Below are 15,767 nucleotides of genomic sequence, written 5' to 3' on the forward strand. Positions count from 1 at the left end.
GAAAGGGACGCGAATTCACGCTTCTTCGACGGCGGCCGGCAATGACGGCCGGGCGCGCCGCGCCGCTGCCGATTCGCGCTCCTGAGACTTAAGTCGACGGTAAGCGATCGCTGCTAGGTTCCCGTCATCACCAGTGACCGGAGCCACGCCATCGCCATGCAAAAACCGCTCGCCGACGCGACACCGAACAGCTTTGCCTTCGAAACCAGAGCCCTGGTCAAGCCGACCGGGTTTCGCGAATACGACGCCCGCTGGTGGTACGGTCATCCAGGGTCCGACAAGGCGCCCGAGATCAATCTGATCGGGGTTCAGGCGCTCGGCATGGGATTGGGCACGCTCATCAGGCGGCTCGGCGCCGGACCCGACATCGTCGTCGGCCACGATTTCCGCTCTTATTCGATGGCGATCAAGCTGGCGCTGGTCTCGGGGCTGCAGGCGGCCGGCGCGCGGGTCAAGGATATCGGTCTGGCGCTGTCGCCGATGGCCTATTTCGCCCAGTTCGCGCTCGACGCGCCCTCGGTCGCCATGGTGACGGCCTCGCACAACGAAAACGGCTGGACAGGCGTCAAGATGGGCGCGGCCCGGCCTTTGACCTTCGGTCCCGACGAGATGGACGCACTGAAGAAGATCGTGCTCGACGCCGATTTCGATCTGTCGGGCGGCGGCGCTTACGAATTCGTGCCGGATTTTCGCCAGCGTTATGTCGACGATCTGGTTTCGGGCGTGAAAATCGCTCGTAAACTGAAAGTGGTGGCGGCCTGCGGCAACGGCACCGCCGGCGCCTTTGCGCCGGAAGTCCTGCGGCGCATCGGCTGCGAGGTGGTCGAACTCGACTGCGACCTCGACCACAGCTTTCCGCGCTACAACCCCAATCCCGAAGACATGAAAATGCTGCATGCGATTCGCGACGAGGTGCTGCGCACCGGCGCGGATGTCGGTTTCGGCTTCGACGGCGACGGCGACCGCTGCGGCGTGGTCGACGACGAGGGCGGCGAGATCTTCGCCGACAAGGTCGGCGTGATGCTGGCCCGCGACATTTCCGGCGAACATGCCGGGTCGCGTTTCGTCGTCGACGTGAAGTCGACGGGCCTGTTCCTGACGGATCCGGTGTTAAAGGCCAACGGCGCGCAGACCGATTACTGGAAGACCGGCCATTCCCACATCAAGCGCCGGGTGAAGGAGCTGGACGCGATCGCGGGCTTCGAAAAATCCGGCCATTTCTTCTTCAACCCGCCGATCGGGCGCGGTTACGACGACGGGCTGGTGACGGCGATCGCGGTCTGCCACATGCTCGACCGCAACCCGGAAAAGTCGATGGCCGAGCTTTATCGCGACCTGCCGCACACGTTCGGTTCGCCGACCATGTCGCCGCATTGCGCCGACGAGGAAAAATACGCCGTGGTCGACAAGGTGGTGGCCGGGCTCGAGGCGCTGCGCGACAGCGGCGCCACATTCGCCGGCCAGCCGATCGCCGACATGGTGACGGTCAATGGCGTGCGGATCACCAATCAGGACGGCACCTGGGGCCTGATCCGCGCCTCGTCGAACAAGCCAGAACTCGTGGTGGTGGTCGAAAGCCCCGTGTCGGAAGAACGCAAGCGGGAAATGTTCGCCGCCCTCGACGCCGTGCTGCGCGCCTACCCCCAGGTCGGCGCCTACAACCAGACCCTGTGACGACGCGACCGGGCCGGAGACGCCATGACTGAGAAAATCGTCAGCTTCGTCATGAGTGGCGGCGTCGGCTCCCGGCTGTGGCCGCTGTCGCGCGAGGACAATCCCAAGCAGTTCCACGACCTGTCGGGCGCCGGTTCGATGCTGGCCCAGACCCTGCGCCGGCTGAAGGCGGGAGGCGACGGCGGCTGGCCGGTCTACCTGATCGGCTCCGAACGCCATGCCGAGCGGCTGCGCGCCGATCTTGCCGGCATGGATCTTTCGGGAGGAAGGCCGATCTTCGAGCCGGTCGGACGCAACACCGCTGCCGCCGTCGCCGTGGCCGCGCTGCAGACCCTGGCCGAGCACGGCGACGCGCTGGTTCTGGTGGTGCCGTCGGACCATGCCATCACCACGGACAGCCAGTTCTGGGCCACGGTCGCCGCCGGGGCCAAGCCGGCGCGCGAGGGGCGTCTGGTGGTGTTCGGCATCAGGCCCGGCCAGCCTGAGACCGGCTACGGCTATATCGAGGCGGCAGGCGACGAAGGCGACCAGGTCCGCGACGTGCTGCGCTTTGTGGAAAAACCCGACCTTGCAACGGCCGAGACCTATCTGGCGGCTGGCAATTTCTACTGGAACACCGGCATCTTCCTGTTTCGGGCGAGCGCGATGCGCGACGCCTTCCTGGAGTTCGCGCCCGATATCTGGGCGGGCGCGGAGCGCGCACTCGCCGCGGCATCCAGTGATCTGTCGGGGCTTTATCTGCCGCTCGACCTCTACGAGCATGTTCCCGCGATCTCGGTCGACTACGCGATCATGGAACGGGCCGAGCGTATCGCCATGGTGCCGGCCGGCTTCCGCTGGAACGATCTCGGCTCGTGGCAATCGCTGCTCGACGTCGGCGCCTCCGACGAGGACGGCAACGTGGTGATCGGCGACGTCGTCGCCTTCGACACCAGCCATTCCTATCTGCGCAGCGAGGGCCGGCTGTTGTCGGTGATCGGCATGCGCGACGTCGCCATCGTGGCGACCCAGGACGCGACCTTCGTCGCGCCGGTGGCCCAGAGCCAGAACGTCAAGAAGATCGTCGAGCGGCTGGAACAGAGCGGTCGGCTCGAAACCCGCTTCACCCCCAGCAGCGACCGGGTGCTTGTCGTCGGGGCGCATCGCCGGCGGGTGTGTCACTGGCTTTTCGAGGAAACCCTGCCCCTATGGGCGACCGCCGGCGTCGACGAGGTCGGCGGCGGTTTTCACGAGGCGCTCGACTTCGCCGGCCGTCCGCTCGGCAAGCCCAAGCGCATGCGCACCATGGCGCGCCAGATCTACGCCTTCGCGGTCGCCAAGGCGCGCGGCTGGGATGGACCGGCCGACAGAATCATCGCGCATGGCATCGATTTCATCGCCGCCAGGGGGCGCAGCGAAAATGGCGGCTGGGTACGCGCGATCGGCGTCGACGGCGCGGTGGTCGATCCGGTCGAGGACGCCTACGACCATGCCTGCGTGCTGCTTGCGCTGGCGCACGCCCATCTGTCGGGCAACAAGGCCGCGCGCGCGCTCGGCGCGGAGACCTTCGCCTTCATCGACGCCCATCTCGAGGACGAGCGCCTGACGGGGTTTCTGGAGTTTCCCGGCGGCAACGGCATGCGCCGGTCGAACCCGCATATGCATCTTCTGGAGGCGTTCCTGGCCTGGTACGACGTGACCGGCGAGCGCGTCCACCTGCGCCGCGCCTCGCGCATCATCGATCTGTTCCGCAGCCGGTTCTTCGATCCCGACAGCTGGACGGTCGGCGAGTTCTTCGACGACGATTTTACCCCGGCCGCGGGCGAAAAAGGGCAGTGGACCGAACCGGGCCACCATTTCGAATGGGCCTCGCTGCTGGTCGATTTCGCCGACAAGACCGGGCAGGGCGATCTGGTCGGCATCGCCCGCAAGCTCTACGCCTCGGCGGTCGCCAACGGGTTGAACCGGGCGACCGGGCTTGCCTATGGCGCGGTGTCGCGCTCGGGCATGCCGCTCGACCAGCTGTCGCGCTCATGGCCGCAGGCCGAGGCGATCAAGGCGGCCATGGCGCTCGACGGCGCCGGCGGCCCGGACCTGAAGCCGGAGATCGAGGCGCGTGTCGGGCGGCTGTTCCGCTGGCATATCGATCCCGCGCCGACCGGCCTGTGGATCGACCGGGTTGACGAAAAGGGGCGCTCGGTGGCGCGCGAGGTGCCCGCCAGCATCTTCTACCATCTGGTGTTCGCGCTGACGCGCTATCTCGACAAGACGGACGGGGCCGACGAGGCGGCCGGCTAGGCCGCGCGCCGGTTCCGCTCTTCGGGCAAGGCGCGACGCCGCGACCTCAATACGGGCTGTCGACGTCGCCGGTCTCCACGTAGACCGTCTTGATCTGCGAGTAGTGGCCGAGCGCGGCGAGCGAGTTCTCCCGTCCCATGCCCGACTGCTTGACGCCGCCGAACGGGATCTCGGCCGGCGACAGATTGTAGTGGTTGATCCAGCACGTGCCGGCCTCGAGATCGGCGATAACGCGGTGGGCGCGGGCCAGGTCGCGGGTGAACACGCCGGCCGACAGGCCGAATTCGGTGTCGTTGGCGCGCGCGATCGCCTCGGCTTCCTCGCTGAACGACAGCACGCTCATCACCGGCCCGAAAATCTCCTCGCGGGCGATGCGCATGTCGTCCCTGACCTCGGTGAAGACGGTCGGCTCGACGAAGAAGCCGCCTTCGAAGCCCTGGAGTTTCGGCACGCCGCCGCCATAGGCCAGCGTCGCGCCCTCGGCCTTGCCGATTTCGATATAGCCGCACACCTTGTCGTGCTGGGCCTTGTTGATCAGCGGTCCCATCTGCGTTTCGGGGTCGAGCGGGTCGCCGATGCGGATCTTCTTGGTGCGCTCGATCAACCGCGCGAGGAAGCGCTCGCGAATGCCGTCCTGGACAAAGACGCGCGTGCCGTTGGAGCAGACCTGGCCGGTGGAGTAGAAATTGGCGAGCATGGCGCCGCCGACGGCGTTTTCGAGATCGGCGTCGTCGAACACGATCAGCGGCGACTTGCCGCCGAGCTCCATCGTGGCGTGTTTCATCTGCGAACCGGCGAGCGAAAGCACCTTGCGGCCGGTCGGCACCGAGCCGGTGAGCGACACCTTGGCCACCACCGGATGGCTGGCGAGCGCGGCGCCGACATCGCCAAAACCCTGGACGACGTTGAACAACCCGTCCGGAAGCCCGGCCTGGGTGAAGATTTCGGCCAGGACCAGCGCCGAAAGCGGGGTGTTTTCGGACGGCTTGAACACCATCGCGTTGCCCATGGCGAGCGCCGGGCCGGCCTTCCAGCCCGCGCCCTGGATCGGATAATTCCAGGCGCCGATGCCCACGCACACGCCGAGCGGCTCGCGGCGCGTATAGGCGAAGGGACCGCCGAGATCGACATAGTCGCCATTATAGGCGGCGACCGCGCCGCCGAAGAATTCCAGCGCGTCGGCGGCCGAGGCGGGATCGGCGACCAGCGTTTCCTGGATCGCCTTGCCGGTGTCGAACGTCTCCAGCCGGGCGATCTCGTCATTGCGTTCGCGCAACAGGTCGGCCGCGCGGCGCAAAACCCGCCCGCGTTCGGTCGGGCTCATGCGCGCCCACGCCCCCTGTGCGGCGCGCGCGGCCTCGATGCCAAGCTCGACGATATTGTCGGTGGCCGCGTGCAGCCGGGCGATCACCTCGCCGGTGGCGGGGTAGAAGACGTCCAGCGTCTGTCCGCCTTCGTCCTCGACATAGCTGCCGTTGATATAGTGCGACGCCTTGGGTTGGGTTTTCATGGTTTGCTCCTTTTGGCGGGGCATGCGTTGCCCCTCCCTTATCGTCTTCGGGCGTCCTGCGCGAGGGGGCGCAAACAGACGCCCGGGGCGCTCCGACCTAACGGGAGGGGATGGCGCGGCGGGCCATGTCGGATCGCCGGCCGATCACCTGTCGGAATCGCGCCAGCGCGGATTGATCCACGGTTCCTGGTTCGAGGGGGACAGGGGCGCGCGCGCCAGAATGTGGTCGGCCGCCTTTTCGCCGGTCATGATCGACGGACCGTTGAGATTGCCGTTGGTGATGCGCGGGAAGATCGAGGAATCTGCGACGCGCAGCCCCGCTACGCCGATCACCCGGCAGTCGGGATCGACCACGCTCATCGGGTCGTCGGCGCGACCCATGCGGCAGGTGCCGCAGGGGTGATAGGCGCTTTCGACATGCTCGCGGATGAAGTCGTCGAGTTCGGCGTCGCTTTTGACGTGGCTGCCCGGCGCGATCTCGTCGCCGCGAAATGCGTCGAAGGCGGGCTGCGAAAAAATCTCGCGGGTCAGCCGGATGCAGTGGCGGAAATCGGCCCAGTCCTGATCGTGCGCCATATAGTTGAAACGGATGACGGGCTTTGCCTTCGGGTCGGCCGAGCGCAGGGTGACGGTGCCGCGCGAGGCCGAGCGCATCGGTCCGACATGAGCCTGAAAACCGTGCGCGGGCACCGCCGCCTTGCCGTCGTAGCGGATCGCCGCCGGCAGGAAGTGATACTGAATATCGGGGTAATCGACGCCGGCGCGCGAGCGCACGAAGGCGGCCGCCTCGAAATGGTTGGTCGCGCCGAGGCCTGATTTGAACATCAGCCAGCGCGCGCCGATCAGCGCCTTGGAAAGGGGATTAAGCACCGAATAGAGCGTGACCGGCTTGAGCGATTTCTGCTGGATGTAGAGTTCAAGATGGTCCTGCAGATTGGCGCCGACGCCGGGCCGGTCGGCGATGATATCGATACCGTGCTCGGCAAGATGGTCCGCAGGCCCGATGCCCGACAGCATCAGGAGCTTGGGCGAGTTGATCGACGAGGCGCAGAGCACGACCTCGCGCTTTGCCTTAATTTGTTGAATCGCTCCGCGAAGTTCGACCTCGACGCCGGTGGCGCGTTGATTCTTGATGATCACTTTGCGCGCGAAGCCGTTGACGAGACTCACGTTCTTGCGCTTCAGCGCCGGCCGCAAATAGGCATTGGCCGTCGACCAGCGCCGGCCGCGATGAATGGTCTGCTCCATCGCGCCGAAGCCTTCCTGCTTGGCGCCGTTATAGTCCTGGGTGAGTTCGAAACCGGCCTGGTTGCCAGCCTCGATGAAGGCCGCGTAGAGCGGGTTCTTGCGTTCGCCGCGGCGCACATGCAAGGGGCCGTCGGTGCCGCGCCAGCCCGTTTCGCCGCCATGCGAATTTTCCATGCGCTTGAAGTAGGGCAGCACGTCGGCGAAGCTCCAGCCGGTCGCGCCGGTCTCGGCCCAATGGTCGAAGTCGCGGGCGTGGCCGCGCACATAGACCATGCCGTTGATCGACGACGAGCCGCCGAGCACCTTGCCGCGCGGCGTGGCCAGAACGCGCCCGCCCAGATGCGGCTCCGGTTCGCTGGCATAACCCCAGTCGTAAAGGCTCATGTTCATCGGGAAGGACAGGGCCGACGGCATCTGAATGAGCGGGCCGATATCGGTGCCGCCATATTCGATGACGATCACCGAGTGACGCCCGTCCTCCGACAACCTGTAGGCGAGTGCCGCGCCGGCCGAACCGGACCCGACGATCACGTAATCGGCTTCAAGCATTGGCGCTGATACTCCCGCTGCAAGGTTGGGGCGAGAGGCGATGCCGGCTCTCACGCATCGCCGACATGCCGGGTGAAATCGGCGAGCGCGACATTGCCGCCGGTGGCGATGACGAGCACCGTCTTGCCGGACACGGCAAGCCCGGCGTCCAGGAGCGCGGCGATGGCCGCCGCCCCCGAGGGTTCCAGCACCAGCTTCAGCCGTTCGAAGGCGATGCGCATGGCGCGCCGCACGGACGCGTCGGCAACGGCCACGCCGGTGACGCCGGCCGCCGCCACGGCGGCGAAGGGGGCGGCGCCCGGCGCGCGCGCCATCAGCCCGTCGCAGATCGTCGCCGCACCGGCCGGACGCGGCTCGATCGCGCCCTCGGCGAGCGAGCGGCCCATGCCGTCGAAACCCTGCGGCTCGACGGCGAAGAGTTTCGTGTCCGGCGAGAGATGACGAAAGGCGAGCGCCACCCCGCCGATCAGCCCGCCGCCGCCGACCGGGCACAGCACCATGTCGGCGCTGGCGTTCCTGGCGGCAAGCTGTTCGAGCGCCTCCAGCCCGGCGCCCGCCTGTCCGGCGACGATTTCGGGGTCGTCGAAGGGGTGAAGCAGCACCAGATTTTCCTCCGCGGCGATGGCGGCGGCCATTTCGGCGGCAACCTCCTCGCGCGGCTGCGCGCCGTGCTCGCTCAGGATCACGCGCGCGCCATAACCCGCCGTCGCCTCGCGTTTGGCGGCCGGCGCGTCGACCGGCATGACGATGGTCACGGGAATGCCGAGCGCCTGGCCGGCCGCCGAAAGGCCCTGCGCGAAATTGCCGGAGGAATAGGCAACCACGCCGCGCCGCGCCTCGTCGGGGGCGAGCCGTGTCAGCCGCCAATAGGCGCCGCGCACCTTGAAGGAGCCTGCCCATTGCAGCGATTCCGGCTTGACGAAGACGCGCGCAGCACCGCTTTCCTTGGCCAGAAAGGCCGATTCCAGCAACGGCGTCACCTGCGTCGCCTGCCGGGTGAGCGCGTAGGCGCGACGAAGATGATCGAGATTGGGGATTTGCGGGGCCGTCATCATTCGCCTCTTGGAAAGCGTTTTTCGTCTTCCAGCACGTTCAGGTCCATGTGGTTGCGCATGTAGCGCTCCGAGGCCTGGCGCAGCGGCTGGAAATCCCACGGGTAATAGGCGCCGTTGCGCAGCGCTGGATAGACCACCCAGCGCCGGGCCTGGCTTTCGCGCACCGCCGCGTCGAAATGGTCCATGTCCCAGCGCGCTCGCACCATGTCCATGAAGCGCGCGACCGTCTCGGCATGGCCGGGCCGTTCGGCAAGATTGACGGTCTCAAGCGGATCTGCGTCGAGGTCGAAGAGCTGCGGCGGGTCGAGTTCGCAATGGACGAACTTGAAGCGGCCCTGGCGAATCGCGACCAGCGGCGCATGGGAACCCTCGGCCGCGTATTCCATCAGCACCGGCGCGCTCCGCGTTCCGCCGGCAAGAAGCGGCGCCAGCGACTGGCCGTCGGTCCATTTCACGATGGCGTTCATGTCGACGCCGGCGAGTTCGCACAGGCTGGGCAGGATGTCGAGATTGGAGACCGGAGCCGCGATGAGCCCCGCTTCGATGCCTGGGCCGGCGATCATCAAGGGCACGCGCGCCGACCCCTCGAAGAACGACATCTTGAACCACAGTCCGCGCTCGCCGAGCATGTCGCCGTGGTCGGAGCAGAACACGATCACGGTGTCGTCGAGCATGCGCGTGCGCGCAAGCGTGTCGATCAGTTCGCCGACCTTGTCGTCGAGGTAGGAAATATTGGCGAAATAGCCGCGCCGCGCGCGGCGTACATGGTCGGGCCGGATGTCGAAGGCGGCGTAGTCGCTGGCGTGGTAGAGCCGCCTCGAATGCGGGTCCTGATCTTCTTCGGCGATGCGGGCGACCGTCGGCTCCAGCGCCGGGCAGTCCTCGTAAAGATCCCAGTAGCGCCGGCGCGCGACATAGGGATCGTGCGGATGGGTGAAGGAGACGGTCAGGCACCAGGGACGCCGATCTTCGTCCTGGGAGGCGCGGGCATGGTCGTAGAGCCGCTGCACGGAGTGGAAGCAGACCTCGTCGTCATATTCCATCTGGTTGGAAATCTCGGCCACGCCCGCGCCGGTGACCGAGCCCAGATTGTGATACCACCAGTCGATGCGTTCGCCGGGTTTGCGATAGTCCGGCGTCCAGCCGAAATCGGCCGGATAGATGTCGGTCGTCAGCCGTTCCTCGAAGCCGTGAAGCTGGTCCGGACCGACGAAATGCATCTTGCCCGACAGGCAGGTGTGATAGCCGGCGGCGCGCAGATGGTGGGCGTAGGTGGGGATCGAGGAGGCGAATTCGGCGGCGTTGTCGTAGACCCCGGTGCGCGAGGGCAATTGTCCGCTCATGAAGGCGGCCCGGCCTGGGGCGCACAGCGGTGAGGCGGTGTAGCTATTGCGAAAGCGGGCCGAGCGCGCGGCCAGCGCCTTGAGATGCGGGGCATGCAGAAAGTCGGCCGGGCCGTCGGGAAACAGCGTCCCGTTGAGCTGGTCGACCATGATGATCAAAATGTTGGGGCGCGCCGTCATGACGTCCTCGCTTCCGCCGCGAGCATGGTTTCGACATAGTCCTCCACCAGTGCGACCGCGCTTCCGGGGTCGGGCGGCCCGTCCTTGAGCGCGCGGCGGATGTAAAGCCCGTCGATCAGCGCGGCGATGCCTTCGGCGACCCGCTCCGCGCGCAGGGCAGGCATCAAAGGCCGCAAGCCGCTCATCAGGTTGGAATGAAGCCGGCGGGCATAGACCCTCAACAGCCGCCGCATGGCCGGCGAGCGCTGCGCCTCGACGTAGAACGCCAGCCAGGCGGCAACGGTCTCGGGCCGGAACTGGGTCGACGAAAAACTGACCGTCACCATCGCCGAAACCCGCGCCCGCGGCAGGGCCGCGGCCCGCAGCGCGGCGCACCCGTCGCGGCCGAGCTCCGACAGGAGGTGGCGCATGGTGGCTTCGAGGAGATCGTCCTTGGCGCCGAAATAATGATGGGCGAGCGCGGAGGAAACGCCGGCGATGCCGGCGATTTCCGCCATGGTGACATCGAGCGAGCCGCGCGCGCCGATCGCCGCTATCGCGGCCTCGATCAACGCCTTGCGCCGCACCGGCTCCATTCCGACTTTCGGCATGGTCGTCTCCCTTGAGAGCTGTATATTTTTAATTGACTGGTCAATCAATAAAAAATCCGCCCGGCTGTGCGGAGCGGACTTTACTGCGCGGCAAAATACGTTCAGACTTGAACAATCAATTGCCGCGCACGGCATTTCCGCTACAGTGCGCGATCGTCAAATTGGAGGCTCGCATGACCGCATCGATCGTCGGATGGGCGCATTCGCCCTTTGGCAAACTGGAAGACGAAACGCTGGAAGGGTTGATCACCAAGGTGGCGGCCGAGGCGATCGAGCATGCCGGTATCGGCCCCGAGGATGTCGACGAGATCGTGCTCGGCCATTTCAACGCCGGCTTTTCCCCGCAGGATTTCACCGCCAGCCTGGTGCTTCAGGCCGACGACCGGCTGCGTTTCAAGCCGGCGACCCGGGTCGAGAACGCCTGTGCGACCGGCTCGGCCGCCGTGCGTCAGGGCCTGCGCGCCATCGACGCCAAGGCGGCGCGCATCGTTTTGGTGGTCGGCGCCGAGCAGATGACCAAGACGCCCGGCCCGGAGATCGGCAAGAACCTTCTAAAGGCCTCCTACCTGCCCGAGGACGGCGACACGCCGGCTGGTTTTGCCGGCGTGTTCGGCAAGATCGCCAGCGCCTATTTCCAGCGCTACGGCGACCAGTCCGACGCGCTCGCCATGATCGCGGCCAAGAACCACAAGAACGGCGTCGACAATCCCTACGCCCAGATGCGCAAGGATTTCGGCTACGAATTCTGCCGCACCGAGAGCGAGAAGAACCCGTATGTGGCCGGACCGCTGAAGCGGACCGACTGCTCGCTGGTCTCGGACGGCGCGGCCGCGATCGTGCTCGCCGAGACCCAGACCGCGCTGTCGATGCGCCGGGCGGTCGCCTTCCGCGCCAACGAGCACGTGCAGGATTTTCTGCCGATGTCGAAACGCGACATCCTCGCCTTCGAGGGCTGCAAGGAAGGCTGGAGCCGGGCGCTGGCCAGGTCGCGGCTGACGCTCGACGATTTGTCCTTCGTGGAAACGCATGACTGCTTCACCATCGCCGAGTTGATCGAATACGAGGCGATGGGGCTCGCCAAGCCGGGCGAGGGCGCGCGGATCGCGCTCGACGGCGTGACCGCCAAGGACGGCCGGCTGCCGGTCAACCCGTCCGGCGGGCTGAAGGCCAAGGGGCATCCGATCGGCGCGACCGGCGTGTCGATGCACGCGCTGACCGCTATGCAGCTTACCGGCGAGGCCGGCGGCATCCAGGTTCCAGACGCCCGTATCGGCGGCATCTTCAATATGGGCGGCGCGGCGGTCGCCAATTACGTGTCGATCCTCGAACGGATCAAATGAGGCACGCGGCGGTCGTCACCGGCGGCGCCTCCGGCATCGGCCTGGCGGTTGCCGGGCGGCTGCTGGAGGACGGCTGGCCGGTCGCGATCGTCGACGCCAGCCGCGACGCGCTCGCCGATGCCGAGGACGCGCTCGCCGACGAGGGCGCGCTGTTCCTGGAAGCCGACATCACCGACGAGGACGAGGTCGCGGGTGCCTTCGGCGTCGTCGTCGAGCGCCTCGGTCCGATCGGCGGTCTGGTCAATTCGGCCGGCATCGCCCGCGACATCCCGGCGCTCGAGACGAGCGCGGAACTGATGCGTCACGTTCTCGACGTCAATCTCGTCGGTTCCTTCATCTGCTGCAAGGCAGCCGTCGAACGCCGCTCCGAGACGCTGGCGATCGTCAATATCGCCTCGGTGTCGGGCCTGCGCGCCAATGCGGGCCGGGTCGCCTACGGCGCGTCGAAGGCCGGGGTGAAGATGATGTCGGAGGTCATGGCGGTCGAACTCGGCGGCCAGGGGATCCGCGTCAACTGCGTCGCGCCGGGCCCGATCGACACGCCGATGGTCGCGCGGCTGCACGAGGACCGCCAGCGCGCCGGCTGGCTGGCGCGTGTGCCGGAAGGCCGCTACGGCGAGGCCGACGAGGTGGCCGCCGCAATCGCCTTCCTGCTTTCGCCGGAGGCAAGCTACATCACCGGCCAGACGCTCGCCGTGGATGGCGGTTTTCTCGCCGCTGGCCTGTTGCCATTGCAAGGCTGATCTCTGCCAATCGGGCCTGTGTCATCAACGGAGATCATCGATATGAACAGACTGGTCACGGCCTTCTTGATCGGCTTCGCCGCGATTGGAACCGCAAACGCCGCCGAGGACGAGGCCGTCGCGCTCGCCCAGGCGTTCTGCGGCCTGGCCGAGCTCGACCAGGGCATGGGACGCATGTATCTCCTGTCGTCCGGTCTGACCGAAAAGGTAACCGCCGCTCTGGTCGCCGGCGCGCAGGGCGAAACCGCGTTCGGCGCGGGCGTGCCCTGGGCGAGCGGCGACGCCGCCGCGAACATCTGTACCGCAGGGGCGGTCGCTACCGAGGGCGGCGTCACGCTCGTCGACGTCATCTATGGCCAAGGCGATGCCGGCTGGACGGACCAACTCGTGCTGGTTGCGGGCGAGGGCGGCGCGCTCGTCGTCGACGACATTCGCTACGGCAAGCCCGGCGAAGCCGCGACGCTCGGCGAAGCCGCATCGGCTCTCCTGACCGATTAGGCCGAAATCCCAGCAACGCGACACTATTTTCGGGAAAGATCATGCTTTAACAGAATGACGGGCCATGGCGCCGGGTCGATCAGATGACGCCGTGGTCCCGATCAGATGTCCGGGCGCCGTTTGAGGGGAAAGCGGCGCCGGGCGGCGAGGCGAGGGAACGACCACATGCTGCTTGCGATCGAGCAGGGCAACACCAACAGCCTGTTTGCCGTGCATGACGGCGAAACCTGGATCGCCCAATGGCGTTCCGCCACCGAACCCAACCGGACCGCGGACGAGTACGCGGTCTGGCTGCACCAATTGCTGTCCATGAGCGGGCTTGATCTGGGCCTGCTCGACGCCTGCATCATCTCCAGCGTGGTGCCGCAATCGATCTTCAACCTGCGCAATCTGTCGCGCCGCTATCTGGGCGCCGAGCCGCTGGTGATCGGCGAGAACGCCGAGCTCGGCATTCCGATCCGCGTCGCCAAGCCGGCCGAGGTCGGCGCCGACCGGGTGGTCAACGCGCTCGGCGCCCACATCGCCTATCCCGGGCCGCTGATCGTGGTCGATAGCGGCACGGCGACGACTATCGACGTGGTGGCGGCCGATGGCGGCTTCGAGGGCGGCGCGATCGCGCCCGGCATTCACCTGTCGGTCGAGGCGCTGCACTCGGCCGCCGCCAAGCTGCCGCGGGTCGCGCTGAAGAAGCCGCAACGCGTGATCGGCAACGACACCGTCAGCGCCATGCAATCGGGCGTGTTCTGGGGTTATATCGGCCTGATCGAGGGCATGATCGCGCGCATCCAGGCCGAGCGCGGCGAGCACATGACGGTGGTTGCGACCGGCGGTATCGCGGCGCTGTTTTACGACGCCACCGCCGCCATTCACCATTTCGATCCCGACGTCACCATTCGCGGACTTCTGGAAATCTATCGGCGCAACAAGTCCAGCCGGCCATAGGCCGGGATTTTCAGGGCCGGCCGCGCGATATCGACGCCCGCGACCAGGCCGAGAAGGTGGAGTTCGAAACCGTGGCGGCGACCGATTGCCAGGCCGAAGAGCCCGCCGAGCGTGACATGCAGGTCGCGACGGTCCGGCGACAGGCTGACCGAGGCGAGGCCCGGCGCGTAGTCGCGCCCGACCGCGTTGGCGGGAAGCGCGACGTCGAGCCGCGGCACCTGGCGCAGCACATGGGCCACGAAGCTGTTGGAGTTCGGCCCCGGCCAGATCCGGTAGTCGCCGCGGCCGGCGAAGGGATAGGCCGCTATCGCCGCCTCCACGACCGGCAGCAGGGATGCCGCCGCCTCGCCGGTGATCGCCTGCACGATCCGCGGCGGGTTCGAATACCAGTAGCCGTCGGCGACGAAACCGTTGCGGCGCACGGGCAGGCCCCAGCCGACCTTGTCGTAGCGGTCGTAGTGTCGCTGGCCCGGCCTTTTCAGCACGATCCAGCTATGGGCCGAAAACGCCCCCTTGAAGCCGCCGGTGCGCGCGGCGAGCACGTAGATCGCGGCGTCGCTGCTTTCCGGGGCCGGCAGGAGGCCGCTGCTGCTCCAGTCCGCCGAACGCCAGGATGCCGGCCGGTCGACGAGCGACCACCACAAGGCGGTCACAACCGTCGGCGGGGCGAACAGCATCACGACGCTCAAAACAACCGGCCTGAGGAATGCGCCCATGGATTTTCCTTTGCCTCGGCGAGTGTGAAAGCATAGGTCGATAGGGACAAGCAGGGCAGTGAATTTCCGGTGAGGCGATGACAAATCCCGTTCTGGTCGAAGTGATGCGCGGTGCGCTGGTGGAAAGCCGCCATCGCGGGGCGGTGGCGGTGATCGATGCCGACGGGCGCACGATGTTCGAGATCGGCGATGTCGACCGGCCGGTTTTTCCGCGCTCGGCGATCAAGGCGATCCAGGCCCTGCCGCTGGTCGAAAGCGGCGCCGCCGACGCCTGCGGTTTCGACGACCGCGACCTGGCGCTTGCCTGTGCCTCCCATTCCGGCGAGGCCGCCCACGCCGAACGCGCCGCCGCGATGCTGGCCAGGGCCGGCCTCGATGCGGACGCGCTCGAATGCGGCAGCCATTGGCCGCTCGGCGAACAGGCCACGCTCGACCTTGCCCGCGCCGGCCAGACGCCGAGCGCGCTGCACAACAACTGCTCCGGCAAACATGCCGGCTTCCTGTGCGTTTGCTGCCACGGCGGCACCGCGCATCGCGGCTATTCGGGCTACGACCATCCCATGCAGCGGGAGCTGCGTGCGGTGATGGAGCAGGTCACCGGCGCCGTGCACGACCGCGCCAATGCCGCCGTCGACGGCTGTTCGATCCCCACGCACGCCGTGCCGCTGCGCGCACTGGCGTTTGGCTTTGCGCGCATGGCGACCGGCGCGGGACTGGCGCCGCAGCGTGCTGAGGCCGCAAAGCGGCTGCTCGGCGCCTGCATGGCAGAGCCGTTTTTCATGTCGGGCAGCGCGCGGATGGACGAAAGGCTGATGGCGGCCGCGGCGGGCCGGATCTTTTGCAAGACCGGCGCCGAAGGGGTCTATTGCGCCGCCATTCCCGAGCTCGGCCTCGGCGTCGCGCTGAAATGCGACGACGGCGCGACCCGCGCCTCCGAAACCATGCTGGCCGCGATCCTGGCGAAACTGCTTGCCGCCGGCGACCCGCTGGCGGCCACCTTGCGCGATATGGCCCGCCCGCCGGTCGTCAGCCGACGCGGCATCAGGGTCGGCGAAATCCGGGCGACCGAGGCGCTTGGCTGAGGCTGCCGCGACGACACGGC

At 67.2% G+C, this 15,767-nt stretch carries 13 protein-coding genes; 7 read left to right on the plus strand and 6 right to left on the minus strand.

What is annotated here, in order from left to right:
- Positions 1-156 precede the first annotated feature (156 nt).
- Together ACT2B0_RS04300 and ACT2B0_RS04305 are read left to right on the plus strand one after the other, a co-directional pair.
- Positions 157-1,674 (plus strand): phosphomannomutase/phosphoglucomutase, encoded by a 1,518-nt coding sequence (locus ACT2B0_RS04300; RefSeq protein WP_473461837.1) that lies wholly within the window; start codon positions 157-159, stop codon positions 1,672-1,674.
- 24 nt (positions 1,675-1,698) lie between these two features.
- The gene (locus ACT2B0_RS04305) at positions 1,699-3,951 is read left to right on the plus strand and encodes an AGE family epimerase/isomerase (protein WP_473461840.1); all 2,253 of its coding nucleotides are present in this window, start codon (positions 1,699-1,701) and stop codon (positions 3,949-3,951) included.
- Positions 3,952-3,997: 46 nt separating this feature from the next.
- On the opposite strand, the gene betB is transcribed toward ACT2B0_RS04305, so the two are convergent.
- The 5 genes from betB to betI form a co-directional block, all read right to left on the minus strand.
- Positions 3,998-5,461, minus strand: coding sequence for a betaine-aldehyde dehydrogenase (gene betB / locus ACT2B0_RS04310; RefSeq protein ID WP_473461842.1), 1,464 nt, complete (start codon positions 5,459-5,461; stop codon positions 3,998-4,000).
- Positions 5,462-5,605: 144 nt separating this feature from the next.
- Positions 5,606-7,258: a choline dehydrogenase gene (betA, locus tag ACT2B0_RS04315; protein ID WP_473461844.1), complete on the minus strand. Its 1,653-nt coding sequence runs from the start codon at positions 7,256-7,258 to the stop codon at positions 5,606-5,608.
- Positions 7,259-7,308: 50 nt separating this feature from the next.
- Positions 7,309-8,310 carry a pyridoxal-phosphate dependent enzyme gene (locus tag ACT2B0_RS04320; protein WP_473461846.1) on the minus strand — a complete coding sequence of 334 codons (1,002 nt, stop codon included), beginning with the start codon at positions 8,308-8,310 and terminating at the stop codon, positions 7,309-7,311.
- Positions 8,310-9,836: a choline-sulfatase gene (gene betC / locus ACT2B0_RS04325; protein WP_473461847.1), complete on the minus strand. Its 1,527-nt coding sequence runs from the start codon at positions 9,834-9,836 to the stop codon at positions 8,310-8,312. The genes ACT2B0_RS04320 and betC overlap by 1 nt, the downstream gene beginning before the upstream one ends.
- Complete coding sequence (betI, locus tag ACT2B0_RS04330; RefSeq protein ID WP_473461849.1) at positions 9,833-10,426, minus strand: transcriptional regulator BetI; 594 nt, start codon at positions 10,424-10,426, stop codon at positions 9,833-9,835. Before betI ends, betC begins: the two co-directional genes overlap by 4 nt.
- A gap of 173 nt (positions 10,427-10,599) precedes the next feature.
- Between betI and ACT2B0_RS04335 the strand changes: the two genes are divergently transcribed.
- The 4 genes from ACT2B0_RS04335 (at position 10,600) to ACT2B0_RS04350 (ending at position 13,949) form a co-directional block, all read left to right on the plus strand.
- The gene (locus ACT2B0_RS04335) at positions 10,600-11,766 is read left to right on the plus strand and encodes an acetyl-CoA acetyltransferase (RefSeq protein WP_473461852.1); all 1,167 of its coding nucleotides are present in this window, start codon (positions 10,600-10,602) and stop codon (positions 11,764-11,766) included.
- Positions 11,763-12,509 carry an SDR family NAD(P)-dependent oxidoreductase gene (locus tag ACT2B0_RS04340; RefSeq protein ID WP_473461856.1) on the plus strand — a complete coding sequence of 249 codons (747 nt, stop codon included), beginning with the start codon at positions 11,763-11,765 and terminating at the stop codon, positions 12,507-12,509. The genes ACT2B0_RS04335 and ACT2B0_RS04340 overlap by 4 nt, the downstream gene beginning before the upstream one ends.
- A 42-nt stretch (positions 12,510-12,551) precedes the next feature.
- The gene (locus ACT2B0_RS04345) at positions 12,552-13,007 is read left to right on the plus strand and encodes a hypothetical protein (RefSeq protein WP_473461858.1); all 456 of its coding nucleotides are present in this window, start codon (positions 12,552-12,554) and stop codon (positions 13,005-13,007) included.
- A gap of 165 nt (positions 13,008-13,172) precedes the next feature.
- A complete protein-coding gene (locus ACT2B0_RS04350) occupies positions 13,173-13,949 on the plus strand; it encodes a type III pantothenate kinase (protein WP_473461861.1) in 777 nt (258 codons plus the stop codon).
- Here ACT2B0_RS04350 and ACT2B0_RS04355 read toward each other — a convergent pair.
- Positions 13,919-14,665: a DUF3750 domain-containing protein gene (locus ACT2B0_RS04355; RefSeq protein WP_473461863.1), complete on the minus strand. Its 747-nt coding sequence runs from the start codon at positions 14,663-14,665 to the stop codon at positions 13,919-13,921. The two genes, ACT2B0_RS04350 and ACT2B0_RS04355, sit on opposite strands and share 31 nt — an antisense overlap.
- A gap of 77 nt (positions 14,666-14,742) precedes the next feature.
- Between ACT2B0_RS04355 and ACT2B0_RS04360 the strand changes: the two genes are divergently transcribed.
- The gene (locus tag ACT2B0_RS04360) at positions 14,743-15,747 is read left to right on the plus strand and encodes an asparaginase (RefSeq protein ID WP_473461866.1); all 1,005 of its coding nucleotides are present in this window, start codon (positions 14,743-14,745) and stop codon (positions 15,745-15,747) included.
- Positions 15,748-15,767 lie beyond the last annotated feature (20 nt).

The organism is Nitratireductor sp. J20-h4 (assembly GCF_056780505.1).

Excerpts from the sequence above, each read along its gene's own strand:
- betC (WP_473461847.1), bottom strand. The coding sequence starts at position 9,836 with ATGACGGCGCGCCCCAACATTTTGATCATCATGGTCGACCAGCTCAAC.
- ACT2B0_RS04335 (WP_473461852.1), top strand. The coding sequence starts at position 10,600 with ATGACCGCATCGATCGTCGGATGGGCGCATTCGCCCTTTGGCAAACTG.
- betB (WP_473461842.1), bottom strand. The coding sequence starts at position 5,461 with ATGAAAACCCAACCCAAGGCGTCGCACTATATCAACGGCAGCTATGTC.
- ACT2B0_RS04305 (WP_473461840.1), top strand. The coding sequence starts at position 1,699 with ATGACTGAGAAAATCGTCAGCTTCGTCATGAGTGGCGGCGTCGGCTCC.
- ACT2B0_RS04360 (WP_473461866.1), top strand. The coding sequence starts at position 14,743 with ATGACAAATCCCGTTCTGGTCGAAGTGATGCGCGGTGCGCTGGTGGAA.
- ACT2B0_RS04355 (WP_473461863.1), bottom strand. The coding sequence starts at position 14,665 with ATGGGCGCATTCCTCAGGCCGGTTGTTTTGAGCGTCGTGATGCTGTTC.
- ACT2B0_RS04345 (WP_473461858.1), top strand. The coding sequence starts at position 12,552 with ATGAACAGACTGGTCACGGCCTTCTTGATCGGCTTCGCCGCGATTGGA.
- ACT2B0_RS04320 (WP_473461846.1), bottom strand. The coding sequence starts at position 8,310 with ATGACGGCCCCGCAAATCCCCAATCTCGATCATCTTCGTCGCGCCTAC.
- betI (WP_473461849.1), bottom strand. The coding sequence starts at position 10,426 with ATGCCGAAAGTCGGAATGGAGCCGGTGCGGCGCAAGGCGTTGATCGAG.
- ACT2B0_RS04300 (WP_473461837.1), top strand. The coding sequence starts at position 157 with ATGCAAAAACCGCTCGCCGACGCGACACCGAACAGCTTTGCCTTCGAA.
- ACT2B0_RS04350 (WP_473461861.1), top strand. The coding sequence starts at position 13,173 with ATGCTGCTTGCGATCGAGCAGGGCAACACCAACAGCCTGTTTGCCGTG.
- betA (WP_473461844.1), bottom strand. The coding sequence starts at position 7,258 with ATGCTTGAAGCCGATTACGTGATCGTCGGGTCCGGTTCGGCCGGCGCG.
- ACT2B0_RS04340 (WP_473461856.1), top strand. The coding sequence starts at position 11,763 with ATGAGGCACGCGGCGGTCGTCACCGGCGGCGCCTCCGGCATCGGCCTG.